This window comes from Bifidobacterium sp. LH_413 (assembly GCF_056357015.1).
In genome coordinates this window covers 333,666-359,012 of the sequence record NZ_JBKEVK010000001.1, presented here as the reverse complement: position 1 = coordinate 359,012, position 25,347 = coordinate 333,666, and the positions used below count along the sequence as shown (strand labels likewise).

17 protein-coding genes are annotated in these 25,347 nt (G+C 66.8%); 7 read left to right on the top strand and 10 right to left on the bottom strand.

The genetic code is table 11. From position 1 onward, the window contains the following. The first annotated feature begins 51 nt into the window (after positions 1-51). Both AC1AYN_RS01305 and AC1AYN_RS01300 read left to right on the top strand, forming a co-directional pair. Complete coding sequence (locus AC1AYN_RS01305) at positions 52-2,061, top strand: phosphotransferase (RefSeq protein WP_476532302.1); 2,010 nt, start codon at positions 52-54, stop codon at positions 2,059-2,061. A 92-nt stretch (positions 2,062-2,153) separates the two neighbouring features. Then, entirely contained in the window at positions 2,154-2,378 is a 225-nt protein-coding gene (locus tag AC1AYN_RS01300) for a DUF3107 domain-containing protein (protein ID WP_034530082.1), read from the top strand. Between the two features lie 18 nt (positions 2,379-2,396). On the opposite strand, the gene AC1AYN_RS01295 is transcribed toward AC1AYN_RS01300, so the two are convergent. Further along, a complete protein-coding gene (locus AC1AYN_RS01295; RefSeq protein WP_476502589.1) occupies positions 2,397-3,281 on the bottom strand; it encodes a PHP domain-containing protein in 885 nt (294 codons plus the stop codon). Between the two features lie 128 nt (positions 3,282-3,409). Between AC1AYN_RS01295 and AC1AYN_RS01290 the strand changes: the two genes are divergently transcribed. Both AC1AYN_RS01290 and AC1AYN_RS01285 read left to right on the top strand, forming a co-directional pair. Then, positions 3,410-4,321 carry an SPFH domain-containing protein gene (locus tag AC1AYN_RS01290; protein ID WP_476502588.1) on the top strand — a complete coding sequence of 304 codons (912 nt, stop codon included), beginning with the start codon at positions 3,410-3,412 and terminating at the stop codon, positions 4,319-4,321. A gap of 35 nt (positions 4,322-4,356) precedes the next feature. Further along, positions 4,357-5,343, top strand: coding sequence for a D-2-hydroxyacid dehydrogenase (locus AC1AYN_RS01285; protein ID WP_476531594.1), 987 nt, complete (start codon positions 4,357-4,359; stop codon positions 5,341-5,343). 108 nt (positions 5,344-5,451) lie between these two features. On the opposite strand, the gene AC1AYN_RS01280 is transcribed toward AC1AYN_RS01285, so the two are convergent. Together AC1AYN_RS01280 and murI are read right to left on the bottom strand one after the other, a co-directional pair. Beyond that, on the bottom strand, positions 5,452-6,303 hold the full coding sequence (locus tag AC1AYN_RS01280) for a patatin-like phospholipase family protein (RefSeq protein ID WP_476531592.1): 852 nt from the start codon (positions 6,301-6,303) through the stop codon (positions 5,452-5,454). Between the two features lie 158 nt (positions 6,304-6,461). Next, positions 6,462-7,256 carry a glutamate racemase gene (murI, locus tag AC1AYN_RS01275; RefSeq protein WP_476531591.1) on the bottom strand — a complete coding sequence of 265 codons (795 nt, stop codon included), beginning with the start codon at positions 7,254-7,256 and terminating at the stop codon, positions 6,462-6,464. Between the two features lie 165 nt (positions 7,257-7,421). On the opposite strand from murI, the gene dapF reads away from it, so the two are divergent. Together dapF and AC1AYN_RS01265 are read left to right on the top strand one after the other, a co-directional pair. Beyond that, entirely contained in the window at positions 7,422-8,318 is an 897-nt protein-coding gene (gene dapF, locus AC1AYN_RS01270; RefSeq protein WP_476502584.1) for a diaminopimelate epimerase, read from the top strand. Positions 8,319-8,448: 130 nt separating this feature from the next. Further along, positions 8,449-9,177, top strand: coding sequence for a vitamin K epoxide reductase family protein (locus AC1AYN_RS01265; protein ID WP_476532301.1), 729 nt, complete (start codon positions 8,449-8,451; stop codon positions 9,175-9,177). Positions 9,178-9,478: 301 nt separating this feature from the next. On the opposite strand, the gene AC1AYN_RS01260 is transcribed toward AC1AYN_RS01265, so the two are convergent. The 4 genes from AC1AYN_RS01260 to AC1AYN_RS01245 all read right to left on the bottom strand — a co-directional run bounded on the left by AC1AYN_RS01260 (position 9,479) and on the right by AC1AYN_RS01245 (position 16,605). Then, complete coding sequence (locus tag AC1AYN_RS01260) at positions 9,479-11,494, bottom strand: ABC transporter ATP-binding protein (RefSeq protein ID WP_476502583.1); 2,016 nt, start codon at positions 11,492-11,494, stop codon at positions 9,479-9,481. Next, complete coding sequence (locus tag AC1AYN_RS01255) at positions 11,491-13,356, bottom strand: ABC transporter ATP-binding protein (RefSeq protein WP_476532300.1); 1,866 nt, start codon at positions 13,354-13,356, stop codon at positions 11,491-11,493. Before AC1AYN_RS01255 ends, AC1AYN_RS01260 begins: the two co-directional genes overlap by 4 nt. Positions 13,357-13,415: 59 nt before the next feature. Then, on the bottom strand, positions 13,416-14,000 hold the full coding sequence (locus tag AC1AYN_RS01250; RefSeq protein ID WP_476531589.1) for a MarR family winged helix-turn-helix transcriptional regulator: 585 nt from the start codon (positions 13,998-14,000) through the stop codon (positions 13,416-13,418). Positions 14,001-14,358: 358 nt separating this feature from the next. Then, complete coding sequence (locus tag AC1AYN_RS01245) at positions 14,359-16,605, bottom strand: exo-alpha-(1->6)-L-arabinopyranosidase (protein WP_476531587.1); 2,247 nt, start codon at positions 16,603-16,605, stop codon at positions 14,359-14,361. A 204-nt stretch (positions 16,606-16,809) separates the two neighbouring features. Here AC1AYN_RS01245 and AC1AYN_RS01240 point away from each other — a divergent pair, with 204 nt between their 5' ends. Further along, a complete protein-coding gene (locus tag AC1AYN_RS01240) occupies positions 16,810-17,400 on the top strand; it encodes a TetR/AcrR family transcriptional regulator (protein WP_476531585.1) in 591 nt (196 codons plus the stop codon). 43 nt (positions 17,401-17,443) lie between these two features. Here the strand turns inward: AC1AYN_RS01240 and AC1AYN_RS01235 are convergent, their stop codons facing one another. The 3 genes from AC1AYN_RS01235 to AC1AYN_RS01225 form a co-directional block, all read right to left on the bottom strand. After that, complete coding sequence (locus tag AC1AYN_RS01235; protein ID WP_476531583.1) at positions 17,444-18,679, bottom strand: glycoside hydrolase family 5 protein; 1,236 nt, start codon at positions 18,677-18,679, stop codon at positions 17,444-17,446. 103 nt (positions 18,680-18,782) lie between these two features. Next, positions 18,783-20,060: a glutamate-cysteine ligase family protein gene (locus AC1AYN_RS01230; protein WP_476502578.1), complete on the bottom strand. Its 1,278-nt coding sequence runs from the start codon at positions 20,058-20,060 to the stop codon at positions 18,783-18,785. A gap of 129 nt (positions 20,061-20,189) precedes the next feature. Continuing rightward, the gene (locus AC1AYN_RS01225) at positions 20,190-25,187 is read right to left on the bottom strand and encodes an acyl-CoA dehydratase activase-related protein (RefSeq protein WP_476531581.1); all 4,998 of its coding nucleotides are present in this window, start codon (positions 25,185-25,187) and stop codon (positions 20,190-20,192) included. Between the last annotated feature and the right edge of the window lie 160 nt (positions 25,188-25,347).

Genomic DNA, 25,347 nt, shown 5'->3' with positions numbered 1-25,347 from the left:
GACGCGGTCGGCGTGTACTAATGTGGGAGTGTGACAGAACGTAATGAACTGATGCTGGCGGCCCTCACCTCCGCCGCCCTGCCGTCCGTCGTCGTGGCCGGCGTCTTCCCGGGGATGACGCATGCGGACGGCGTCGACCAGGCGCAGGTGCGTGACGTGACCGGCAAGACGTACGACGTCTACGCCTCCAACACCGAGGAGGGGCGGCGGAAGCTCGCGGCGAGGGTCAAGGCGGCGAGGACGCTGGCCGAGGCCCGCGATCCGGGCGGGCTGGGCTTCGCGCTCGACCGCGTGCTCGGCTTCGCGCCCGGCACGGACCCGCAGGGCGCCACCGGCGACACGGCCGTCATGGTGGCGATGCATCAGGACGGCGTCGAACGCGACCTCAACTTCCTCACCTTGGACGACTGCGCCGCGATGGGCACGGCGATCGGCGCGATCCACCGGCTCAACCCGTCGTTCCTCGGCCCCGCCGGGTACCCGGCGTATGCCACCGGGCAGATCCGCGCGCAGCTGACCGCGTGGATCGCACGCCTGAAGAACGCGGGCCATGTGCCGCCGGAGATCACCTCCAGCTGGTCGAAGATCATGGAGACCGAGGGCCTGTGGTCGTTCAACACGTGCATGGTGCACGGCGGCTTCGAGGACGGCGACGTGCGCTTCAGCGGGTCGACGATCACCGCGATCAACAACTGGCAGAACATGCAGGTGAACGATCCGGCGCGCGACCTGGCGTGGATCTTCTCCAAGCTCGACGAGGCCCACCGCAACGCGGTGCTCACCGCGTACGGCCGCATGATGGGCAACCGTCTCGACGGGCTCATCATGCTGCGCGCGAACCTGTGGGTGCAGATGGAGCAGGTCGGCGACTTCATCCAGGCGGTCAAGCGCGCCGACTCGCAGCAGATCATCCGGTTCAAGGCGCAGGTGGACCGTCTCGCGCACCAGCTGTCGCTCGCCGCGCGCGCCGCCGAGCCGAAGCCGGCGTCGTACCGTCCGGGCGCCCGCCGCGCCGGCGCGCCGGCGGTGGACGAGGGACGGGAGAAGCCGCCGTCGACGATCACCGTGGGCACGCTGCTCGAGGCCGGCGAGCGCCGCCGAGCCGCCGCCGAGACGGCCGCGGCCGCGACGCGCGCCACGGCGGGCGAGACGGACAGCACCGGTTCGGCCGATATCGTCGCCGCCGGCGAATACGCGCCGGGCGGCGCGGACGCGGACGACACGTCGCGCACGCCGATCAGGTCGGCGGGGGCGTATGCGCCGGCCGGCGCGGACGGCTCCGACTCGTCGGCCACGATTGCGCTACGGCAGGGGTCTCAGGGTCCCGTGAGCGGAAACGCGGACGCGAGCGCGAATGTGACGGATGCGGACTCCACGGCGACCGAGACCTCGAACGACGGACGCCGCACCGTGGGCGGCATGCAGATGCCCCCCACGATCGCGCCGATCAATCCGCTCTCCCGCACGGCGACGCCGGGGGCGGCCGCCGTGCACGTGGACGGGCCCCACGACGAGGCTCACGCTGACGGGGCGTATGAGCCGCCGGCGGACACGTCCGCGACCGTCGTGATCCCGCTGCTCGAACGTGAGGAGCGTGCGCTGCGCGACGCGCGCGCGGGACTCGAGCTCGAGGATGCGACCTCCGACGACGCGCCGCAGGCGGACGGCGAATACGTCCCGCCCGCGGCCGACGGGACGCCGCGGATCGTGGCGGAGCCGGAGGAGACGGACGACGCCGGCCTCGGTTCCGGCACCGGCGACGGCGCGGACGCCGACGAGGCGATTGACGACACGCCGTCGGTGACGCCGATGGTCGTGGCCGCACCGTCGGTCGCGATGGTCGCCTCCACCGGCATGGTGGCCGCCGGCGAGGCGCGGGACGCCGAGCCGACGGGCGAAACGGATGAAGCCGAACCAGGCAACGGCGAAACGGACGAAGCCGAGACGCCCGAAGCCGAATCATCCGAAGCCGCCGGCGAACCGGACGACGAACCGGACGATGACACCGGCGAGGCCGTCACCGTGCCCGACGAGGCGCGGGACGCCACGCCGACGGCGTAATCACGCCCGTCCGCCGCGGCATGACGCGGCGGACGGGCACAATGGAACATCGACGACCACAATCGCACACGAATCACACACAAAGGAGCAACATGGACATCGAACTGGGCATCCGCAACGTGGCGCGCACCGTCACCTTCAGCACCGAGGATTCCGCCGACCAGGTGAACGAGACCATCGCCAAGGCGCTGGACGCGCATCAGCCGGTCGTCCTCACCGACGACAAGGGCCGCCGCATCATCGTGCCGGCCGACGCGCTCGGCTACGCGATCGTCGGCTCGGAGACCAAGCACGCCGTCGGTTTCGGCGCGCTGTGACCGGACGCGGCGCGGTCCTTACCGCCACAGGGGGATCGCGCCGCGTTCGACGATGCGGCGCACCGTCGCCTCGTCGGTGAGGTTCTCCCCCAGCAGGTTCGGCTTGCCGGCGCCGTGCCAGTCCGAACCGCCCGTGACGAGCAGCCCGTGCGCGTTCGCGATGGCGAGCAGGCGTGCGCGCTGTTCGGGCGGGTTGCCGCGATGCCACACCTCGAGCCCGTCGAGTCCCTCTCCGATGAGCCGTTCGATCTGCTCGTCGGAGAGCAACCGGCGATTGCGGCTCAGATCGCCCGCATGCGCGATGACGACCACGCCGCCCGCCTCGTTCACCGCACGCACCACCTCGTGCGTGGTCGGCGAGGGCGTGGGTATGTAGTACTTCGAATCGGCGCTCACCGCGTCGGCGAACGCCTCCGAACGGTTCGCGTACACGCCGGCCGCCACCAGCGCGTCGGCGATGTGCGGGCGTCCCACCGTCGTCCTGCCGCCCTCCTTGACCTGCGCCATCACCGACTCCCAGCTGATCGGATAGTCCTCGGCGAGACGCGCGACCATGCGTTCGGTGCGCTTGAGCCTGGCCTCGCGCGTCGCCGCGAACAGGCGCGTGATGTGCAGGTTGCGCGGGTCGTACTGGTAGGCGAGCATGTGCACCGACACGTCCTCATCGCACGCGGTGATCTCGCTGCCGCGCAGCAGCGGCAGCCCCTGCGCCTTCGCCGCCTTCTGGGCGCTCTCCCAGCCCGCCGTCGTGTCGTGATCGGTGATGGCGACGCCGACAAGCCCCCGCTCCCCCGCCTCGGCGAGCATCTCGGCGGGCGTGCGCGTGCCGTCGGAGAACACGGTGTGGCAGTGAAGATCCCATCCCTGCTTCGGTGGTTCGGTGGGCGCAACGTATCCAGTCATACGTTCTATCGTAACCCGGGCCCGGAGGCCTCCCGCACATCGACGTGCCCGCGCCGCGCTGGTAGAATCGACGGTACTGGGCCATGTGACTAACGAAGGTCACGGCACAACGGAAGGGAAAACAGAAAATGATAGGCGCGGTATTGGGAGGCGTGATCATCCCCATCGTGGTGGTCGTACTCGTCCTCGTGTTCTCGTCCATCTTCATCGTTCCGCAGCAGCAGGCGTACATCATCGAACGGTTCGGCAAATTCCAGTCGGTGCAGTTCGCCGGCATCCACATCCGCATCCCGTTCGTCGACCGCATCGCGATGAAGACGAACATGCGCGTCAACCAGCTCAACGTGCAGCTGGAGACCAAGACGCTCGACAACGTGTTCGTCACCGTCGTCGCCTCCACGCAGTTCCGCGTCAACGCGCAGAACGTGGCCACCGCCTACTACGAGCTGCGCGACCCGGCCGGCCAGCTGCGCTCCTACATGGAGGACGCGCTGCGTTCCGCCATCCCCGCGTTGACCCTCGACGACGCGTTCGCTCGCAAGGACGACGTCGCGTTCGACGTGCAGAAGACCGTCGGCAACGAGATGAGCCGCTTCGGCTTCACCGTCGTCAAGACGCTCATCACCGCCATCGACCCCTCGCCGCAGGTGAAGAACGCGATGGATTCGATCAACGCCGCCCAGCGCGAGAAGGAGGCGACGCGCCAGCGCGCCGAGGCGCAGCGCATCCAAATCGAGACGCAGGCCGCCGCCGAAGCCGAGAAGACGCGCCTGCAGGGCGAAGGCCAGGCGAACTACCGCCGCGAGATCGCCAACGGCATCGTCGACCAGATCAAGAGCCTGCAGGCCGTGGGCATGAACATCAACGACGTGAACAACGTGGTGCTGTTCAACCAGTATCTCGACGTGATGCGTTCGCTCTCCGAATCCAGCAACGCGAAGACCGTGGTGCTGCCCGCCTCCACGCCGGGCGGCTACCAGGACCTCTACGAGCAGGTCACCAAGGCCATGCTCACCGCCTCCGAAACGCAAGGCAAGTAGGGAGCCCGCGGATTCGCGACGCCTACAATGACGGTATGAGCGAAAGCACCGAATCCGCGAAGACCATCATCAACTGCCTGCCGCTCAGCGACGCCGAGCGGCAGGCTTTCGTATCCGCCGCGCCCGGCGTGCGCCAGGAGTTCGTCGGCAATCCGATCGAACGCGGCACGATGACGTGGAAGGCGCGTGTCCCGGCCGAACTGCGCCACGCCGCCACCGCCGTCATCGGCAACATCCCGCCCGCCGACGCCCGCGACTATCCGCGGCTCGACTGGCTCCAGACGTGGAGCGCCGGCGTCGACAAATACGTCGCGCCCGGCGTCCTCGCCGACGGCGTCACCGTCACCAACGCGACCGGCGCCTACGGGCAGACCGTCGGCGAACACCTGTTCGCGATGATGTGGGCGCTCATGCGCAACATCCCCGCCTACGCACGCCAGCAGGACGAGCACCGCTGGCACGACCTCGGCCGCGCGCTCACCCCGGAAGGCGCGACCGTGCTCGTCGTCGGCACCGGCGACATCGGCTCGTATTTCGCAACGCTCGCCAAGGCGGTCGGCGCGCACACGGTCGGCGTGCGCCGCGACCGCACGAAACCGGCCGACGGCATCGACGAGATGCACGGCTTCGACGAACTCGACGCACTCCTGCCCGACGCGGACGTGGTCGCGCTCGCCGTGCCCGCCTCGCCCGACACGGACCATCTCATCGACGCACGCCGGCTCCACCTGCTCAAATCCACATGCGTGCTGCTCAACGCGGGACGCGGCAACGCCGTCGACCCGCGCGCGCTCGCCGCCGCGCTCGCCGAGGACCAGTTGCACGGCGCCGGACTCGACGTGACCGAGCCCGAACCGCTGCCGGCCTCGAGTCCGCTGTGGGACGAGCCGCACTGCCTCATCACCCCGCACGTGGCCGGCGGCAACCATCTGGAGGTCACCGAACGACGCATCATTGCCATCGCATTGGAGAACGTGCGACGCTACGCGGCCGGCGAACCGCTCGCCAACGTGCGGCGGTAGGCAGCGACGGCAGGCGGCGGCAGGCGACGGTAGGCGACGGTAGGCGACGGTAGGCGACGGAGGAGCGGTAGGCCACGGTAGGCGTGAAGGCGTTCCTCGCGACCGCGTTCAGCTCGCGAGGAACGCCTTCACCGACGACTCCGCCGCCGCATACCCCTTGCGGTACATCATCTCCAGGCCCTCGAAACTCTTCCTCAAGGTGTTGAGGCCATACAGGTCCTCCGGCGCGAGGATGAGCACGCGGCCCTCCGCCTCGTAGCGCTTCGCCAGTTCGATCTCGTCGTTGTACGTCTTGTAGCGCATGCGCAGACGCTCAGCCGCCGCCGGATACGTGCGCTCCAGAATCCTCGCCGGCGCGAGGTCCTTGCGCTGCTGGCGCACCTCGTCGCGCAGACGCGACAGGATGAGGATCACCTTGTCGTAGCCGTCGTCCAGCGCCTTCTGCACCGGCACCGGATCGGCGATGCCGCCGTCATAGTACGGCACGCCGTCCACCACGTACGGCTCGCACGCCACCGGCACCGCGGACGACGCCTTCACCGCGTCGAAATCGTCGAAGCGGATGCGCGACTTGTCGAAGTACTTGGTCGAACCGTCCTCGGCGTTGCAGGCGACCACGGTGAAGCCGGTCGGATTCGCCTCGAACGCGTCGAAATCCACCGGATACTCGCCGTCATGGTTGCTCAGCGTGCCGTAGATGTAGTCGAGGTTCGCGAAATTGTGGTTCTTGAAGAAGCTCTCCGCGCTCGCGTACTCCTTGCGGAACGCGAACTTCGTGTAGAACGTGTGGTTGCGGCCGTGCTGGCGCGCGATGAACGAGGTCATGTTCGCGGCGCCCGCGGAGACGCCGTAACACATGTCCACGTCGATGCCCTCCTCGAGCATGTAGTCCATCACGCCGCATCCGAAGATCGCGCGGAAGCCTCCGCCCACGTCGATCATCGCCGTCCTGTTCGCCATGTCACTCCCCTTACGTCCCTGTCCGTCGGCCGCGGTTCCGCGGTCCGTCAAGCCGACACTACGCCACAAGCCGGGACATCCCCGTGGTTATTGGACAGGCGGAGCGGAACCGTCGCAACGCGGGATGGTTCCGCTCCGTCTCACGTGATTCACGCGATTCACGCGTGCAGCAGCTCGCGCGACAGCGCGGCGATGCGCTCCGACGGGTCGGAGTTCGCGAGCTCCACGCCGCCCTCCGCCGATTCCGGCGCGAGATGGCCGAGCGATTCGAGCACGACGCCCAAGTGCCGCACCGTGCCCTCGTTGCCGTCGATGACGGCCGCGCGCTCGGGCAGAAGTTCGCGGAAGTAGTCGCGGTAGAACACGAAATGCGTGCAGCCGAGCACCACCGAGTCGATGCGGTCGAGGTCGTACTGGTCGAAGTAGCCGTGCAGCGTGCGCATCACCAGATCATGGTCGCCGAGCCGCCCCGATTCGACGATCTCCACCAGATCGGGGCACGGCTCCTTATAGATCTCGTTGTCCGAGTCGAAACGCTCCATCAGCTTCGCGAACTTGCGCTCGCGCAGCGTCAGCGGCGTGGCCGCCACGATCACGCGCTGCGGGATGTGATGCGGGTCGGAGGGCACGTCGCCGCGGTCGCAGGCGATCTTCAACGCCGGCTCCATGCCGATGATCGGGATGTCGTACGCCTCACGCAGATCGTTCACCGCCGCGGACGTGGCCGTGTTGCACGCGATCACCACCGCCTTGACGCCTTGTTTCACGAAGCGTTCCACGATCGCGAAGCTCAACGCCTTCACCTGTTCCGGCGATTTCACGCCGTACGGCGCGTTCGCGGAGTCGCCGAAGTAGAGGACCCGCTCGCGCGGCATGTCGCGCACGAGCTGGCGCACCACCGAGATGCCGCCCAATCCGGAATCGAACACGCCAATCGGCGCCGTCGAACTCATCGCCATCCTCCTTGCCGTTCCCATGGTTCCCGTAAGGCGTTCCGCGGTCGTTCCCGCCGGTCGTTTCCCGTCGGCGTCCGCGACGCGTCCACTGCCGTCCCAGCGTACTCGCGCATGGCGAACAGCGCGGGGCCCGGGGCCGGCGCGACGGGTATGCTGGCGTGCATGAGCATTCCGCAGCATGTCACCAAAGCGCACGCCACCGGCAACGATTTCGTCGTCTACCTCGACCGCGAGGGGCGGTTCGAACCCACCGAGGAGGAGGTGCGCTTCCTCACGGACCGTCATTTCGGCATCGGCGGCGACGGTCTCATCCGTCTCGCCCATCCGCGCGACGTGTCCGATCTGAGCGGCGAGCAGATCGCCGACTGCGAGGCGCACGGCGCCGAATGGTTCATGGACTACCGCAACGCCGACGGCTCGCTGGCGGAGATGTGCGGCAACGGCACGCGCGCCATCACCCTGTTCGCGCAGCGCGAGGGCCTGTTCGACGGCGACGTGTTCCGTCTCGGCACGCGCGCCGGCGTCAAGACCCTCACCTCGCTCGGGAAGGTCGAAGGCCTCGGCGAACACGTGTTCCGCGTCGACATGGGCGCGTGGCGGCGCGGCGAGACCGACGCGTACGAGGTCACGATTCCCGGCACGCCGGGCGCGGCCCGCGGCACGTTCGTCGACATGGGCAATCCGCACGTCGTCGCCGTCATCGAAGACGCGTTCTCCACGCTGCCGACCGTCGAGGCGCTCGACCTCGTCACGAAGCCGGTCGTCGCGCCCGTGATCGAATCCGACCAGAACGTCGAATTCGTGCGTATCGACGACATCGACGACGACGCGGACGACCTCGGCGAGGCGACGATGCGCGTCAACGAGCGTGGCTGCGGCGAGACGCTGTCGTGCGGCACCGGACTGTGCGCGACGGCGATCACGCTGCGCGCGAAGACCGGCGTCGACCACTGGCTCATCACCGTACGCGGCGGCACGTTGCGCGTCGACGTGAGCGACACGGACGTGACGCTCACCGGCGACGCGACGATCGTCGGCGACGTGACGTTGGCGCGGTGAGTCGCGCCACGCACGACGCGATACGCGCGACGATACGATACGTTCGATAAGGCATTTGATAGTCGACGACGGAAGGGGACGATGACGGATGGCCGATGACACGACGACGAACGAGAGCGTGGAGGACGATATGACGACCGAGGAGGTGCGGGCGCTTGGCACCCGCGACCTGAGGCCGCACGGATGGCGGCATGGCGCGACCTGGACGTATCTGGTCGTGCTGCTCGCCTCGGCGGCGGCGCTGATCGTCTCGTTCGTGCTGAGCGCGGAGACGCTCCAGCTGGCGAGGCACCCCAAGGAGCAGCTCGGCTGCGACGTGAACGCGGTGCTCTCCTGCTCGACGGTCGCACAATCCTGGCAGTCGGAGATCGTGAAGTTCGCCGGACTGAGCTTCCCGAACGCGTTCTTCGGCATCGCCGCGGAATCCGTGTTCGTGACGATCGCCGTAATCGGACTGGCGAGGGTTCGCGTGCCGCGCTGGTTCGCCGCATGCACGTGGCTCGGCGGGCTGGCGGCGTTGCTGTACTCGTACTGGCTGACTTCGCAGTCGCTGTTCGTGATCAACGCGCTGTGCCCGTGGTGCCTGGCGCTCATGTTCTCCACGACGATCCAGTTCATGGCGCTGAGCCACGCGACTGTCGTCGTGCAGAGGCTGCCCGGTGGTGGCATCGGGGTGGCTGGTGGCGCCGGCGGTGGTGACGGTGTGGCCGCCGATGCTGCCGCGGTCGCCGCGATGTCGAAGCCGCGCGGCCTCGACACGTACTACCGGCTCAACTACGATCTCATGGTCGATTTCGTGTGGATTCTCGCGATCGTCGTCCTGATCGTCGTCAAGGACGGCGCCGCCCTGTTCATGTGACGGAGCTTTCTCCCTTGGGAGGGGTACACCTTTCAAAGCCCGGACATCCATCTGCATTGCAAGGGGTGCCTGACGAGTGTCATCCCGGATATCGTCGCCGATATGATGCCGTCCGTACCCGGCGTAACGCGGATTGAATACCCCTCGGAAGCTGGTTACAGCTGGTCAACGACGTGGAAGTACCCCTTCCAAGCGAGAAATCCCGCCGAACCCCGGTCAAACGGAGATGAATATGCCGATGCCCGGGTGCTGGGATGAGCATGCGGTCTCATCCCAGCACCCGGGCATCGGCATATATAACTTACTCGAGTTCCACGGCTCCGGTGTAGAGCTGGTAGTACTCGCCCTTTTGGGCGATGAGCTCGTCGTGGGAGCCGCGCTCGATGATGTTGCCATGGTCGAGCACCATGATCACGTCGGAGTTGCGCACGGTGGAGAGGCGGTGGGCGATCACGAAGACCGTGCGTCCCTTCATCAGCGCGTCCATGCCGGCCTGCACGACCTCCTCGGTGCGCGTGTCGATCGACGATGTGGCCTCGTCGAGGATCAGCGCCGGGGAGTCGGCCACGGCGGCGCGCGCGATGGAGATGAGCTGGCGCTGGCCCTGTGACAGGCCGGAGCCGTCACCTTCGAGCACGGTCTGGTAGCCCTGCGGCAGCATGCGGATGAAGCCGTCCGCGTTCACGAGCTTCGCGGCCTCAATGCACTCCTCGTCGGTGGCGTCGAGACGGCCGTAGCGGATGTTGTCCATCACGGTGCCGGTGAACAGGTTGACGTCCTGCAGCACGATGCCGAGGGAACGGCGCAGGTCCGGCTTCCTGATGTTCTTCACATCGATGCCGTCGTAGAGGATCTGGCCTTCCTGGATGTCGTAGAAGCGGTTGATGAGGTTGGTCACCGTGGTCTTGCCGGCGCCGGTCGCGCCGACGAGCGCCATCTTCTGGCCCGGCTTGGCGAACCAGGTGATGTCGTGCAGGACCGGCTTGGCCGGATCGTAGCCGAAGGTCACGTTGGTGAAGCGCACGTCGCCCCTGAGCAGCGTGTAGCGCCCGTCGGGCGAGGTGACGGCCTGCTCCTTGGCCTTGAGCGCGACCTCGCGGGCGGCGCCGTGCAGCTTCTCCGCGGCCTTGAGCGAACGGGTGCCGTCGTCGCCCTCCTCGCGCTTCCACGCCCAGTGGCCGGTCTCGTGGTCGACTTCGCGCATCGTGCGGCCGTCCTCGCCGAGTTCGACGTTGACGAGCGTGACGGTGCCGGAGTCGGCCTCGACCGGCTCGTCCATCAGCTGGAAGATGCGGGAGGCACCGGCGAGCGCCATCATCACCATGTTGAGTTGCATGGACACCTGGCCGAGCGGGTTGATGAACGAGCGGGACAGGGTGAGCAGGGAGATGAGCGTGCCGAGCGTGAGCGGACCGGCACCGGCGAGGCCGAAGTTGCCGACTCCGGCGAGCGCCATGGCGCCGCCGACGATGGCGAGGAGGATGTAGAGCATGTAGCCCATGTTGCCGACGACGGGCATGGTGACGTTGCCCCACGTGTTCGCCTCGGCGGACGCTTCGAACAGCTCCTCGTTCTTCTCGTCGAAGGTCTTCTGGGTGTCGGGCTCGTGGTTGAAGACCTTGATGACCTTCTGGCCGTTGACGGATTCCTCGACGAACGCGTTGACGTCGCCGATCCAGTACTGCTGCTTGACGAAGTAGCGGCCTGCGCGGCCGACGATCTTGCGCACGACGAAGTAGAGTCCGACGGTGAACAGCAGCACGAACGCGGTGATCGGCACGCTCAGCCACAGCATGGAGACGATCGCGGCGAGCGCGGAGATGCCGGCGGCGAACATCTGCGGGAACGACTGGCTGATGGCCTGGCGCAGCGTGTCGGTATCGTTCGTGTAGTGGCTCATGATGTCGCCGTGCTCGTTGGTGTCGAAGTAGCGGATCGGCAGCCACTGCTGGTGGGCGAACATATCGTCGCGGATCTTCTTGAGCACGCCCTGTTCGACGGTGACGATGAGCCACTGCCACAGCCAGCTGGCGACGATGCCGGCCACGTACAGGCATCCCATGAGGGTGATGGCGCGGATCAGCGGTCCCCAGTCGGGGTCGGTCGCGCCGACCATCGGCAGGATGTACGTGTCGATGAGGGACTGGAGGAAGAGGGCGGAGCCGGCCTGGGCGGCGGCGCCGACGAGGATGCAGGCGACGATGGCGATGACGCGCCACCGGTAGGCCATGATGTAGCCGAAGATGCGCTTGGTGGTGCCGGGGGCGGGCTTGCGCATCGCGGGCTTGCGGTTCTGCGCGGTCTGCTTGTCGCTCATCGGTTCTCTCCTTCCTGTTCGGCCTGCTGCATGTGCTCGGCGCGTTGGGCCGCCTCGCGTTCGAGCTCGGCCTGGCCGGCGGCGGTGTTGCGGGTCTGCGATTCGTAGATGGACCGGTATTCGTCGCAGGTTTCGAGCAGTTCGTCGTGCGTGCCCTTGGCCATGATGCGGCCGTTGTCCATGACGAGGATCACGTCGGATTCCTGCACGGAGGCGATGCGCTGGGCGATGATGATCTTCGTGGTGTCGGGGATCTCGTGGTGGAACGCCTCGCGGATCAGCTTGTCGGTCTTCGTGTCGACGGCGCTGGTGGAGTCGTCGAGGATGAGGATCTTCGGCTTCTTGAGCAACGCGCGGGCGATGCACAGGCGCTGCCTCTGGCCGCCGGACACGTTGGTGCCGCCCTGTTCGATGTGCGTGTCGTATTTGTCGGGGAATTCCTGGATGAAGCCGTCGGCCTGCGCGAGCTTGCAGGCGTGGCGGATCTGGTCGTCGGTGGCGTCGGGGTCGCCCCAGCGCAGGTTCTCGGCGATGGTGCCGGAGAACAGCACGTTCTTCTGGAGCACCATGGCGACCTGGTCGCGCAGGGTGACGAGGTCGTAGTCGCGCACGTCGCGGCCGCCGACCTTGAGCGAGCCCTGGCTCACGTCGTAGAGGCGGGGCACGAGCTGCACGAGGCTCGACTTGGCGGAGCCGGTGCCGCCGACGATGCCGACGGTCATGCCGGAGGCGATCTTCAGGTCGATGTCGTCGAGCACGGGCTTCTCGGAAGACGCGGAGTAGCGGAAGGTGACGTGGTCGAATTCGATGGAGCCGTCCTTGACGTCCATGACCGGATGCTCCGGGTCGGTGACGGTGCTCTCCTCCTGCAGCACCTGGCAGATGCGTTCGGCGGAGGCCTGGGAGATGATGCACATGACGAAGATCATGGAGAGCATCATCATGGCCATGAGGATCTGCATCGCGTAGGTGACGAGGGCGGTGAGGTCGCCGGTGGTGAGTCCCAGCGCCGCGTTGTTGCCGGAGGCGACGATCTGCTGCGCGCCCATCCAGGAGATCATGATCATCGAGGCGTAGATGCAGAACATCATAATCGGGCTGTTGAAGCTCATGATGCGCTCGGCCTTGGTGAAGTCCTTGAAGATGCGCTGGGAGATGCGGCCGAACTTGCCGATCTCGTAGGATTCGCGGTCGTACGACTTGACGACGCGGATGCCCTGCAGGTTCTCGTCGACGACGTTGTTGAGCGCGTCGTACGTGTGGAACACGCGCTCGAACACCGGGTGGACGAGCACCGCGAGGCCGCACAGGCCGATCGCGAGGATCGGCACGCAGGCGAGGAACACGAGCGAGATGGACGGTGAGATGCGGAACGAGAAGATCCACGCGACGACGACCATGATCGGGGCGCGCACGCCCATGCGGACCATCATGCCGTAGGCCATCTGCAGGTTGGTCACGTCGGTGGTCAGGCGCGTGATGATCGAGCCGGTGGAGAACCGGTCGATGTTGGTGAAGCTGAACGCCTGCACCTTCTCGAACTGGTCGCGGCGCAGGTTCTTCGCGAATCCGGCGGCGGCGATGGCCGCGTACTTGCCGGCGAGGAAGCCGCAGGCGAGCGACACCAGCGAGCACAGCAGCAGGATGAGGCCGAACTTGACGATGGCGTTCATGTTCCCGCCGGTGATGCCCTGGTCGATCAGGGAGGCCATGACGGTGGGGATGACGATCTCCAGGATGGCTTCGATGAACACGAACAGCGGTGCCAGCCAGCTTTCCTTCGTGTATTCGCGCATCGATCCGGCCAGCGTGCGGATGATGTGTTTCGGCCGGTCGGGTTCGTTCTTCCCGCGTGATTTCATGATGGCCGTCTCGGTGGCGGTCAGGCCGTCCGCGTCGCGTGTCGCGGTCGTGTTGTCGCTCATGCGTTCTCCTCCTTCGTATCGTCCGTGTCGTTCGCGTCACCGGTCCCCGCGACCGGGACGTCATCGGGATCGCCGGGGTCGCCGGCGAGGTCCCCGCATGGCTCACCGACCGGGGTGCCGGCGGCCGACCGCTCCTCGAACTCGCGTTGTGCCGCGTCCACGTTCGCGCGCATGCGCAGCACGTAGTCCATGAGGGCGGCCCGCTCCTCGTCGGTGAATCCCTCCACCAGTCGGTGTTCCATCCTTTCGCCGTTCGCCGAGAGGCAGGCGACGATGGAGTCGGCCTTGGCGGTGAGCACGATCTTCTTGAGTCGTGCGTCATGCGCCACCGACTCGCGGGCGATGAGGCCCTTCTTCTCCATCAGCGCGAGCACGCGCGAGGCGGTGGACCGCGTGATGCAGAACTTGCGTTCGATGGTGTGCTGGTAGATGTCCTTGTCGCGGTTGCGGGCGAGGAACATGATGATGCGGGCGTTGCCGCCCGTGGCGATGCGCGCCGATTCGGGCATCGTCTCGCCGAGATGGCGGTTGATCGCCTTGACCAGCGCCCTCAGCTCGAAGCTGAGGATGTGACTGTCCATAACTCATCCACCTTCGTTTCCGGACATGGTCGGACATGCGTTTTGTTGCATATGCAACCATCTTGCATGGTGCGATAGTAATACGTCCCGCATACAACAGTTGCAGATGCAACAATCGGCGTGTCGTATGTCACATGATGGCGAAAGCCCCCTCAGTCGAGGGGGCTTTCGGACGGCAGTCGACTCGAGGTGAGCACGGAAGGGTGGGCTTCACATATCTCCCCAGTCGGGATGACCGCGCTTCACTGGTCTCTCCCCCAGTCGGCTTCGCCGACAGCCCCCTCGTCAGAGGGGGCCATGAACAGGCCGGCGACTCCGTGCCGGAGGGGCCACGGAGAGGCCACGGAGAGGCCGACGGCTACTTCGTGAGCTTGGCGTATTCGGCGAGCATGAAGGCGGTGATGCGCCTACCACCGTCGCTCATCAGCATCGGCATCGAGTTGATGGGCATGGACTTGAGGAAGATGCGCATCATGGCATTGTCGGGCAGCTTCGGCAGCGTACCCGATTCACCGGCGGCCTCGACCGCCGCGACGACCTTCGCGCCGACCGGGTCCGCCTCCCATTCGCCGTAGGTGGACCATTCGTCGAGCGGCAGCGACTTGCCGTCGCCCTCCAGGTCGACCGCGACGGTGGCGGCGATGTCGCGGCTGGACGTACCGACCTCGATGCCGTATGCGCCGGCCTCGATGTGCCAGTCGCCGTATTTCTCGGACCAGTAGGCGAAGGCGCGCTCGTCGAGGTCGAACGTCACGGTCTTCGACTCGCCCGCCTTGAGGAACACCTTGACGAAGCCCCTGAGCTCGTGGGCCGGGCGGGCCACGTCGGCCTTGCCGGGGGCGACGTACACCTGCACGGTCTCGGCGCCGTCCACGTCGGAGACGTTGGCGACGGTGGCGGTGACGGACGCGGTGTTGGCGCCGGTCTTCTCCGCGTGGACGTCGGAGATCTCGAACTTGGCGTAGCTCAGGCCGTAGCCGAACGGGTAGTCGACGGCGACATCGTAGGTGTCGTAGTAGCGGTAGCCGACGAACACGCCCTCGCCGTAGTCGACGTGGCCTTCCTCGCCCGGCCAGTTGACCATGCTCGGGTCGTCGTTGATATCCAGCGGAATGGATTGGGCGAGCTTGCCGGAGGGGCTCGTCTCGCCGAAGATCACGTCGGCGAGCGCGGGACCGCCGGCCTGGCCGAGCAGCCAGGATTCGAGAATGCCCTTGGCATGGCCGGCCCACGGGGCGACGGAGACGACGGATCCGTTGGACAACACGACGGCCACGTTCGGGTTGACGGCGGCGATTTTGGCGAGCAGTTCGGTCTGCTTGGCGGGCAGGTCGAGGGTCTCGCGGTCGAAGCCTTCGGACTCGGCGGCCTCGGGCAGACCCAGGAACAGGAGCGCCACGTCGGCGCCCCGGGCGGTTTCGACGGCTTCGAGTTCGAGGACGGAATCGGCGGGTTCGAGGTCGAGCGTGAAGCCGGGGGCGAAGTCGGCTTCGATGCCGCGTGCGGCGAGCGTGTCGAGGAACGAGGTCATCTTCGTGGGGGTGATGTGGGAGGAGCCGCCGCCCTGGTAGCGCGGGATGCGGGCGAATTCGCCGATGACGGCGATCCTCGAATCCTTCTTCAGCGGCAGGATCGCATCCTCGTTCCTGAGCAGGACCATCGATTCGACGGCGGCCTGGTGGGCCACCTCGTCGTGGGCGTCGACGTTGAAACGGTAGCCGTCGGCGCTCATGGCGGCGCGGGCCTTGTCGGTCAGGTCGATCATGCCCTGGGCCATGCGGTCGAGCTGGGCGGGGTCGATGCGGCCGTCGCGGGCCGCGTAGACGATCTCGTCGTCGGTGCCGCTCGGCGGCATTTCGAGGTTGAGGCCGGCGTTGAGGGAGGCGACGCGGTCGTGATCGGCGCCCCAGTCGGACATGACGATGCCCTTGAATCCCCATTCGTCGCGCAGCACGTCGGTGAGCAGCCAATGGTTCTGGGCGGAGTGGACGCCGTTGACGCGGTTGTAGGAGCACATGATGGTCCACGGCTGGGCGGTCTTGACGATGTGTTCGAAGGCCGGCAGGTAGATCTCGCGCAGGGCGCGCTGGGAGACGCGCGCGTCGACGCGCAGGCGGTCGGTCTCCTGGTTGTTGACGGCGAAGTGCTTGAGCGACGTGCCCACGCCCTTGGACTGCACGCCTTCGACGATGCCGACGGCCTCATGGCCGGCGAGGTACGGGTCTTCGCTCCAGTATTCGAAGCAGCGACCTCCGAGCGGGTTGCGCTTGATGTTGACGCCGGGTCCGAGGATGACGGCGACTTTCTCCTGGATGCACTCCTCGCCCATGGCCTCGCCGACCTTGCGGACGAGCGAGGGGTTCCACGAGCTGGACAGGCCGGCGGCCGGCGGGAAGCAGGTGGCGGGCACGGAGTCGTCGAGATCGGTCTCGCCGGTGCTGGTGGCGAGGGATTTGCGCAATCCGTGCGGACCGTCGGTGATCATGTAGCCGGGGATGCCCTTGGCCTCGACGCCCTGCAGATGCCAGGCGTCGCCGCCGGAGGTGAGGGAGGCCTTCTCCTCCAGCGTCAGATCCTTGACGGACGGGTGGGTGTGCTCGCTCATGACGTGTGCCTCTTTCCTTGAGTTCCTTTGCGTGTTCCGTTGAGTCATGCGGCCGGCCTGTTCCAGTGCGGTCCCCGGCCCTCATCCATGAACCCCAGGCGAACCACTCACAACCAACCGGTTGGTAGGTAGATTATCAAAACACCGCCCACAACACGCCGGAATCATTTGAAATACCAACCAACCGACCGTATGGTACATACCATGACCACCAACGACCTCACCGACGACACCGACCGCCGTCATTCCATCCTCGAAGCGACCACGCTGTCCTTCGGGCGCTTCGGCTACTACGGCACGTCGATCCAGCGCATCGCCACCGCCGTCGGACTCACCAAGGCCGGCGTGCTGCACTACGTGGGCAGCAAGGAGGGACTGCTCCATCTCGCGCTCACCGACGAGTACGACCGTGCGGGAGACCTGATCATGGCCGACATGATCGCCATGGACCGCCCGCTCATCGCCGAGATGTGGCGGCGTATCGTCGCGCTCAACAGCACCCGCCCCGATCAGGTGCACATGTTCTCCACGCTGAGCGCCGAGGCCCTCGACCCGAAGCATCCGGCGCACGATTATTTCGCCGACCGCGAGCGCCGTACCGTGGCGAACGCGCTCAACATCCGCTGGTCGGTGCCGGACGGCGTGGACGTGGCGCATGTGCTCGAAGCCGGTTTCGCGATGATGGACGGCGTCCAGCTGCGTTGGCTGCGCTCCCCCGGCCGTGACCTCAACGCGATGTGGGCCGACTGCGAGGATGCCCTGCTCCCCTCACCCCTCTGGGACGGCTACCGCTGAGCCGACCCGCCATCACCCGCCATCACCACAGCATCATCGCGCGTCACTCCATCCATCCCGCGTGCCACACGTGCGTCAGGTCCCACGGGTCGAGACGCGAGTCGTCCGTCACCGTGCCGTCGCCGCCGACCGGCGCGAGACGATCAAGCCGGCCGGTCGCGTCGCGGCCGCCGCGCAGACGGTAACTCCAGTAGACCTGACCGGCGGACACGTCCCATGCGTCACGCTGCATCGCGGCGACCGCGCGGTAGACGTCGCGGCGCCGCGCGGCGGGCGACGAAACGCCGTCGTCCGCGCGCGAAACGCCGCCACCGGACGCGCCGCACCTCCCCCGCTCCCCCATTCGCGCCGCGAGCCGGTTGGCGACGCACCATTCGCCGACCATGACCGGCGTGAACCGCGCGGCGCGGCGGATGCGGCGCGCGTGCCACGCCGTGAACAGCCGGTACCAGCGCATCAGCCACGCGTCCGGCAGCCTGCGGAACAGCGCCTCGGGCCGTTCCGACATGACGAGATAGGCGTGCGTGTCGAGACGGACGTTCCGCATGCCCTCACGCGCGAACCAGCCGCGCCACCGGCCGAGCCGGAACCCGTCGTGGAACACGATGACGGGGCCGTCGCCGAGTATCGGGCGCAGACGCCGGTACGCCGCACGGTAGAACCGTTTGAGGAACCGCATCGGGATATGCCCGCTTCCCCACGCCTCACGCGGGTCCTTCGCGCGCGAGCTCGACGGCGACGTGAGGTAGGTGAGCCAATCGACCGGCTCGTTGAGCACTTCGATGCCGTACAGCGCGGACCGGTCACGGTAGCGGCGCGCGAGGCGTGCGAGCACGTCCAGCGCGAACGCGACCTGCAGCGGGCTCCTGTGCCAACGGACGACGCCGGTCAGGCCGCCGTTGTCGAAGCCGTTCTGCGAGCCGGGTACGGTGTGCAGGTCGATGAGCACCTTGAGCCCGGCTCGCTCCGCCCAGTCGAACGCGCGGTCGAGATGGTCGACGCATCCGGGATGGCCGGGCACGTCGCCGAAGATGAAATACGGCACGGGGATGCGCACGAGGTTCAGTCCATGCGCGGCGATGGCACGGAAATCCTTTTCGGTGATGTACGTGTCGCGATGACGGCGCAGCAGACGTTCCAGTTCGGCCGGATCAGCCGTCCGATGCAGCCAGATCTCGTCCTCCTCGCCGCTCGCGCGGAACAGGCCGGGCGTCATCCACCGCTCCAGCACCAGCCAGCCGCCGAGGTTCACGCCGTCGATGCGCCCGATGCGTGTCATCCCGTCACCGTTGCGCGTTCTCCCATCCCGTCCCGCCGAATCCGCCGAAAACGCCGCCGCCCGCCCCGGCATGGGCCGGAACGGGCGGAAAACGGCGAATGGATCAGCGCTGGAAGACATCCGGATGCTTCGGGTCGCCGGGGATGTCCTCGAGCAGGCCTTCGAGGCCGAGGAACTCGCGCCAGAAGTCGAGCGGCTGGCCGTACGGTGCGGATTCGCGGCCGTGCGCCTGGATGTTGGCCTTGGCCTCGAACACGTCCTCCTCGGTGAGCCCGTCGAAGTAGCTTTCGATGCGGATGCGGTTGGCCGGCACATAGTACAGGGAGGCGATGATCTCCGTGAGGCGTTCGGCGCGCTCGATCGGCAGCGAATCCCAATGGCGGAACTCGATGAAGTTCTTGAGGCGCACGTCGTTGAAGTGCGTGGAGATGATGTGGTTGATCTCGTACGCGTTGAGCTCGCGGTCCGGGTACACGTCGCCCGCGTTCTCGCGGAAGGCGGCGCGGTGCAGCTCCTTGCGGCTCAGACCGGATTCGACCGCCTCGGGCGTGTGCGTCAGGTCGGCGAACATGAGCGGCGTGGACAGCACGTCCACCGCGTAGTCCTCCCACGTGAACCGGCGGTCGTACAGGCCGGGGATCACGTTGGTGCGCTGGAAGTCGAGGTAGTCCCACATGCGCTGGCGCAGCAGCGGGTACGGGTTGACGCGGCCCTCGAAGTACGGGGTGTTGCGGAAGAACCAGGCGAGGATCGGGCCGATGGCGGTGCCGACGCGCATCTTGTCGATGGCGTCCTGCTCGTCGACGAAGTCGATGCTCACCTGCGTGGAGGCGGAGCAGCGCATCATGCACGGGCCGAACTGGCCGACGCGGCCGAGATAGTCGGTCATCGCGTCGTAGCGGTCCTTCGGGTTGACGGGGACGTCCGCATAGCTCGACTTCGGCTGGTAGCCGTAGTTGACGAGGCGGAAGCCCAGCTCGTCGAGGATCGGATCGGCCTCGCGGCGGAACTGGCCGTACAGCTGGTTGAGATCGGCGGGCTCCTTGAGGATGCCGATCGAGGTCTCGACCTGGCCGCCCGGTTCGAGCGAGACGGAGACGCCCTTGCGGCCGAGCCCCACCAGATGCCCGTTCTCCCAGTACTCCTTGCTTTCGTCGTAGTACGGGGCGAGACGTTTGAGCAGCGCCTCGATGCCGTTCTCCTCGTAGTAGGTCACGGCGGTGTCGTCGGAATTATGCACCGGCAGGTGCTCGATCTCGACGCCGAAACCACCGGTGCCTCGCTTGGAGCATCCGGCCTCGAAGAACTTCAGGAGGCTCTCGACATGCTTCGGATTGGGCTTGGCGAGCAGATGCGCATAGCTGATTCTGGGAGTAACCATAAGGGGTATCGTAGGCGAGCCGCCCTACACGCCCCGCCGCGCGCCCGTGATTCGGCTATATGAAAAACCGATAGCGGGCGCGCTGCGTGGGCGGACGGCGGCCGAACCGACCGTCGGCCCCGACCGCCGTCAGTCGGCGGTGACGAAGCCCTGCGGCTCGTCGTCGCCGAACTTCGCCTTGTGCGCCTTCTTGGCGGCGGCGATCATCAGCTTGATGCGGTTGAGCTGGTTCGCCTCGGAGGCGCCCGGATCGTAGTCGATGGAGACGATGTTGGCCTCCGGGTGCAGACGGCGGATCTTGCCGAACATGCCGCGTCCGGTCACGTGGTTCGGCAGGCAGGCGAACGGCTGCGCGCAGATCACGTTCGGACATCCCTGTTCGATGAGCTCCAGGATCTCCGCGGTGAGCAGCCAGCCTTCGCCGGCCTGCACGCCGATCGACGTGACCTCGGCGGCCTTCTCGACGAGTTCGGGCATCGGGTCGTCCTGTTTGAACTTGCCGTGCGAGGAGGCGATCGCCGCCTTGATCGGCGCGTTGTAGCGGTCGAGGCCCCAGCGCATGAGCGCGTACAGGGTCTTGTTGCCGCCGGTGCCGAGATGCTTCTCGTTCCAGTCGGTGATGTACGGACGGGTCGTCATGAACTCCATGATGCCGGGCACCACGGCCTCGCAGTCCTGCGATTCGATGACGTCGACCACGTGGTTGTTCGCGTCCGGCTGGTACTTGACGAGAATCTCGCCGACCACGCCGACGCGCACCTTGCGCGGCTCGTCCTTCAACGGCAGCGCGTCGAACGACTTGACGATCTCCTTGGCGAGGCGGCCGTACGGCAGGTAGCCCTTCTTCAGCCACGGGGTCTTCGCGGCCGTCTTCGAGTAGCCGTGGTGTTCGATCGTCTCGCGCACGATCGTGTCCCACTGCTCGTAGAGGCGGTTCGCCGAGCCCTTCTCGACCTCGTACGGGCGCACGCGGTACAGGCACTTCATGAGCAGGTCGCCGAGGATCAGGGCCTTGACGGCGCGGTGCAGCAGCGCCGGCGTCGCCTTGAAGCCCGGATTGTCCTCCAGACCCTGCGTCGAGATCGCGATGACCGGGATCTGCGGGTAGCCGGCGTCGACCAGCGCCTTGCGGATCAGGCCGAAGTAGTTGGTCGCGCGGCACATGCCGCCGGTCTGCGTAATCGCGAGCGCCACGTGGTCCGGATCGTACTTGCCTTCGATGATCGCGTCGATGAGCTGGCCGATGACCATGATCGCCGGATAGCAGGCGTCGTTGTTCACGTATTTGAGGCCGGTCTCCACGTCGCCGCGGGAGGCGTGCTTCAGGATGTCGAACTTGTAGCCGCCGGAGCGGATGACCGCCTCGACGAGGGACATGTGGATCGGGCTCATCTGCGGGGCGACGATCGTGTAGTCCTTCTTCATGTCCTTGACGAACTTCTCGCGCTTCGCGTAGCGGGACATCGTCGCGTTGTTGTGTCCGGACTTCTTCGCGGCCTTGGCGTTCGCGCCGGTCGCGTTCGCCGTGGTGCCGTCGCCGAGCGCGGCGAGACGCGCGTTCTCGACGTCGCGCTTCGCGGCGCGCTTCGACGCCTTGCGCATCGCCTCGGTGAGTTTCGGATTGGCGGCCATCGTCGTGTCGAGCAGGATCTGGCGGCCCGCGGTCGGCGCCTTCGTGCCGGTCCTGCGGAATCCGGTGGACTTCGGCGCGTCCGCCGGGACGTCGCCGCCCGCGCCGGTCGCCTTCACCTTCGCCTCGGCGGCGTCGACGGCGGCCTGCGCCGCGGCGAGCGCCGCCTTCGCGGCCGCGAGATCGGCTTCCGCCTGTTCCTGCGCCTTGCGGGAGGCCTCGTCGGTGACGTCCACGACCTGGTCGTGCTTGTTGACGGCGCCGGACGCGACCGACGCGCCGGCGGCGGTCGACGCGGCCGCGGCGAGGCGTGCCTTGTTCGCCTCACGCTCCTCGACGGCGGCCTTGAGCGAGCGCAGACGGATCTTCGCCGCGCCCAGGTTGGAGACCTCGTCGATCTTGAGCAGCGTGTAGACGTCGGCCTTGTCGGCGAGGATCTCGGCGACCTGGTCGGTGGTGATGGCGTCGAGGCCGCAGCCGAACGAGTTGAGCTGGACGAGTTCAAGGCCCGGATAGGAGGCGACGAAGTGGGCGGCCGCGTACAGGCGGGAATGGTAGGCCCACTGGTTGGTGACGCGCAGCGGCATGCGCTTGACGGTGAGCTTGCGGTCGCCGACGTGGCGGAAGCCGTTCGCGTTCTTCTTGCGCGGGTCCTCCTCGCCCTTGGCGAGGAATTCGGTGAGGTTGAGCTTCTCCCCCGGCTGCAGTTCGCAGATCGAATCCTCGGAGAGCACGACCATGCCGAGCGAGCAGATCGTCTCGGGGATACCGTGGTTGATCTCCGGATCGATGTGGTAGGGGCGGCCGGCGAGCACGATGCCACGGCAACCGTGCTCCTTCATATAGGCGAGCGCCTTGAGACCCTCCTGCTGCACGTCGTGCTTGAAGACCTTGTCCTCCGCGTAGGCGGCCTTGACGGCGGTCTCGGCCTCCTCGCGCGTCACGTTCGCCCACGCGAACTCCTCGACGATGCGGTCGACCATGAGCTCGTGGTTGGCGAGGTTGAAGTACGGGTGCATGTAGCGGATGCCGGGCCCACGCAGTTCGGGCATGTTCGCGCCGACGACGAGCGGGTAGTTGGCGACGACCGGACAGTTGTAGTGGTTGTCCGTGTTGGGCACGAGATTGTCCTCGTAGCTCACGCACGGGTAGAAGATCGTCTTGACGCCCTTGTTGAGCAGCCACTTGATGTGGCCGTGCACGAGCTTGGCCGGGTAGCAGATGTTCTCGGAGGCGATCGATTCGATGCCGGTCTCGAACAGTTCGTGGGAGCTGCGGCCGGAGATCATCACCTTGAAGCCGAGCGAGGTGAGCAACGTGAACCAGAACGGGTAGTTCTCGTACATGTTGAGCGCGCGCGGGATGCCGATCTCGCCGCGCGTGGCCTTCTTGTCGGTCAGGCGGCGGTAGGCGAAGCAGCGCTTGTACTTGTAGTCGTACAGGTTCGGACGATCGGAGCGCTTCTTCTTCGCATCGCCGCCGCGCTCGCAGCGGTTGCCAGTCACGAAGCGGGAGCCGTCGGAGAACGTGGTGATGGTGAGCTTGCAGTGGTTCTGGCACAGCTTGCACACGTCGCGTTCGGTGGTCATCGACATGTCGTCGAGCGCGTCGCCGGTGAGGATCGTCGAGCGCGTGTGCTCGACCGTGCCGGTGTCGTCGCCGTCCGCGGCGTCCTCGTAGTGCATGCGGGCGGTGAGGGCGGCGCCGAACGCGCCCATGAGGCCGGCGATGTTCGGGCGCGTCACCTCGCGCTCGGTGAGCAGTTCGAACGCGCGCAGCACGGCGTCGTTGAGGAACGTGCCGCCCTGCACGACGACGGTGTCGCCGAGTTCGCCGGAGTCGCGCAGCTTGATGACCTTGTACAGGGCGTTGCGCACGACCGAATAGCACAGGCCGGCGGCGATGTCCTCGATGGACGCGCCCTCCTTCTGCGCCTGCTTGACGGACGAGTTCATGAACACGGTGCAGCGCGAGCCGAGGTCCACCGGGTGCGTGGAGGCGAGCGCCTTCTGCGTGAACTCCTGGATCGTCAGTCCCATCGACATGGCGAAGGTCTGGAGGAACGAGCCGCAGCCGGACGAGCAGGCCTCGTTGACGGCGATCGAGTCGATGACGCCGTCGGTGATGGCCAGGTACTTCATGTCCTGGCCGCCGATGTCGATGACGGCGGTGACGCCGGGGCTGACCATCTCGGCGCCGCGGTAGTGGGCCATCGTCTCGACGACGCCCTCGTCGAGGTGCAGGCCGGTGGTGATGAGGCCCTCGCCGTAGCCGGTGGCGCAGGAGCGGGCGATCCACGCTTCGGGCGGCAGTTCGGACTGGATCTTCTTGACGATGTTGATGGCGGCGGTCAGCGGGCTGCCCTCGTTGTTCGCGTAGCTCGACCACACGATCTCGCGGTCGTCGTTGACGAGCGTCGCCTTGATGGTGGTGGAGCCCGCGTCGATGCCGAGGAAGTGCGGGCCGTGCGCGCCTTCCAGCGTGCCGATGTGCACGTGCTCGCGGTGGTGGCGCTTGTTGAACGCCTCGCGGTCCGCCTCGGTGGGGAACAGCGGCGGCATGGTGGGCGTGTTGCTGGGCAGGTTCTTGAGCTCGTCGAGACGCTTGAGAATCTCGTCGCAGGTGTGCGCCTCGAAATGGTGGCCTTCGTCGTCGACGTCCATGTCCGCTTGGAGCGCGGAACCGTAGGCGACGTACAGGTGGGCGTCGGTGGGGACGATGAACTCGTCGACCTTGCCGTCGAGCGCGCGCTGGAACGCGGCGCGAAGCTCACTCATGAAGAACAGCGGGCCGCCGAGGAAGATGACGGTGCCGTGGATCGGGCGACCGGAGGCGAGTCCGGCGATGGTCTGCGTGGCCACGGCGGTGAAGATGGAGGCGGCGAGGTCCGGCTTGGCGGCGCCGTCGTTGATGAGCGGCTGGAGATCGGTCTTGGCGAACACGCCGCAACGGGACGCGATCGGGTACAGGTTCTCGTAGCTTTTCGCCATCTCGTTGAGGCCGGCCGCGTCGGTGTCGAGCAGGGTGGCCATCTGGTCGATGAACGCGCCGGTGCCGCCCGCGCACGAGCCGTTCATGCGCTGTTCCGGCGTGGGCTTCAGGTACGTGATCTTGGCGTCCTCGCCGCCGAGCTCGATGATGACGTCCGCCTGCGGGTATTCCTTGTCGATCGCCTCGGTCTCGGCGATGACCTCCTGGACGAACGGCACGTGCAGGTTGTCGGCGAGCGCGAGGCCGCCGGAACCGGTGATGGCGAGCCGGATCGGCTCGTCGCCGCGGCCGAGCTTCTCGAGCTCCGCGTGGATGTCGACGAGGAGTCCGGCGACGGTGGCGCGCACGTTGGCGTGATGGCGGCGGTAGTCGGAGAACAGCGTGTCTTTCAGGGAGTCGGACTGGTCGAGCACCACCGCCTTGACGGTGGTGGAGCCGATGTCCAAACCCACGCGCAACGGCTTCGTATCGTGGTTCGACGCCACGGTATGTGCTTCGTTCACCATGTAAACCTCTTCAACCGATTTCCGGGACGCGTCTTGCGAGTCGCAAGCAAATCGCGTATGGCCCGGCCACTCAAATCCTATACTCTAGTCCGAAGCCCTGCCCAAGGAAGGCGGGTCACGCGGGGCGCGGGCGTGATTCATCTAACAGGAAAAGCCGTAA

Bases quoted from the DNA above. Each gene is read 5' to 3' on its own strand.
- AC1AYN_RS01235 (WP_476531583.1), bottom strand. From the start codon at position 18,679: ATGACACGCATCGGGCGCATCGACGGCGTGAACCTCGGCGGCTGGCTG.
- murI (WP_476531591.1), bottom strand. From the start codon at position 7,256: ATGAGTTCGACGGCGCCGATTGGCGTGTTCGATTCCGGATTGGGCGGC.
- AC1AYN_RS01255 (WP_476532300.1), bottom strand. From the start codon at position 13,356: ATGAAATCACGCGGGAAGAACGAACCCGACCGGCCGAAACACATCATC.
- AC1AYN_RS01250 (WP_476531589.1), bottom strand. From the start codon at position 14,000: ATGGACAGTCACATCCTCAGCTTCGAGCTGAGGGCGCTGGTCAAGGCG.
- AC1AYN_RS01285 (WP_476531594.1), top strand. From the start codon at position 4,357: ATGAGCGAAAGCACCGAATCCGCGAAGACCATCATCAACTGCCTGCCG.
- AC1AYN_RS01295 (WP_476502589.1), bottom strand. From the start codon at position 3,281: ATGACTGGATACGTTGCGCCCACCGAACCACCGAAGCAGGGATGGGAT.
- AC1AYN_RS01240 (WP_476531585.1), top strand. From the start codon at position 16,810: ATGACCACCAACGACCTCACCGACGACACCGACCGCCGTCATTCCATC.
- AC1AYN_RS01260 (WP_476502583.1), bottom strand. From the start codon at position 11,494: ATGAGCGACAAGCAGACCGCGCAGAACCGCAAGCCCGCGATGCGCAAG.
- AC1AYN_RS01305 (WP_476532302.1), top strand. From the start codon at position 52: ATGCTGGCGGCCCTCACCTCCGCCGCCCTGCCGTCCGTCGTCGTGGCC.
- AC1AYN_RS01265 (WP_476532301.1), top strand. From the start codon at position 8,449: ATGACGACCGAGGAGGTGCGGGCGCTTGGCACCCGCGACCTGAGGCCG.
- AC1AYN_RS01245 (WP_476531587.1), bottom strand. From the start codon at position 16,605: ATGAGCGAGCACACCCACCCGTCCGTCAAGGATCTGACGCTGGAGGAG.
- AC1AYN_RS01300 (WP_034530082.1), top strand. From the start codon at position 2,154: ATGGACATCGAACTGGGCATCCGCAACGTGGCGCGCACCGTCACCTTC.
- AC1AYN_RS01280 (WP_476531592.1), bottom strand. From the start codon at position 6,303: ATGGCGAACAGGACGGCGATGATCGACGTGGGCGGAGGCTTCCGCGCG.
- AC1AYN_RS01230 (WP_476502578.1), bottom strand. From the start codon at position 20,060: ATGGTTACTCCCAGAATCAGCTATGCGCATCTGCTCGCCAAGCCCAAT.
- dapF (WP_476502584.1), top strand. From the start codon at position 7,422: ATGAGCATTCCGCAGCATGTCACCAAAGCGCACGCCACCGGCAACGAT.
- AC1AYN_RS01225 (WP_476531581.1), bottom strand. From the start codon at position 25,187: ATGGTGAACGAAGCACATACCGTGGCGTCGAACCACGATACGAAGCCG.
- AC1AYN_RS01290 (WP_476502588.1), top strand. From the start codon at position 3,410: ATGATAGGCGCGGTATTGGGAGGCGTGATCATCCCCATCGTGGTGGTC.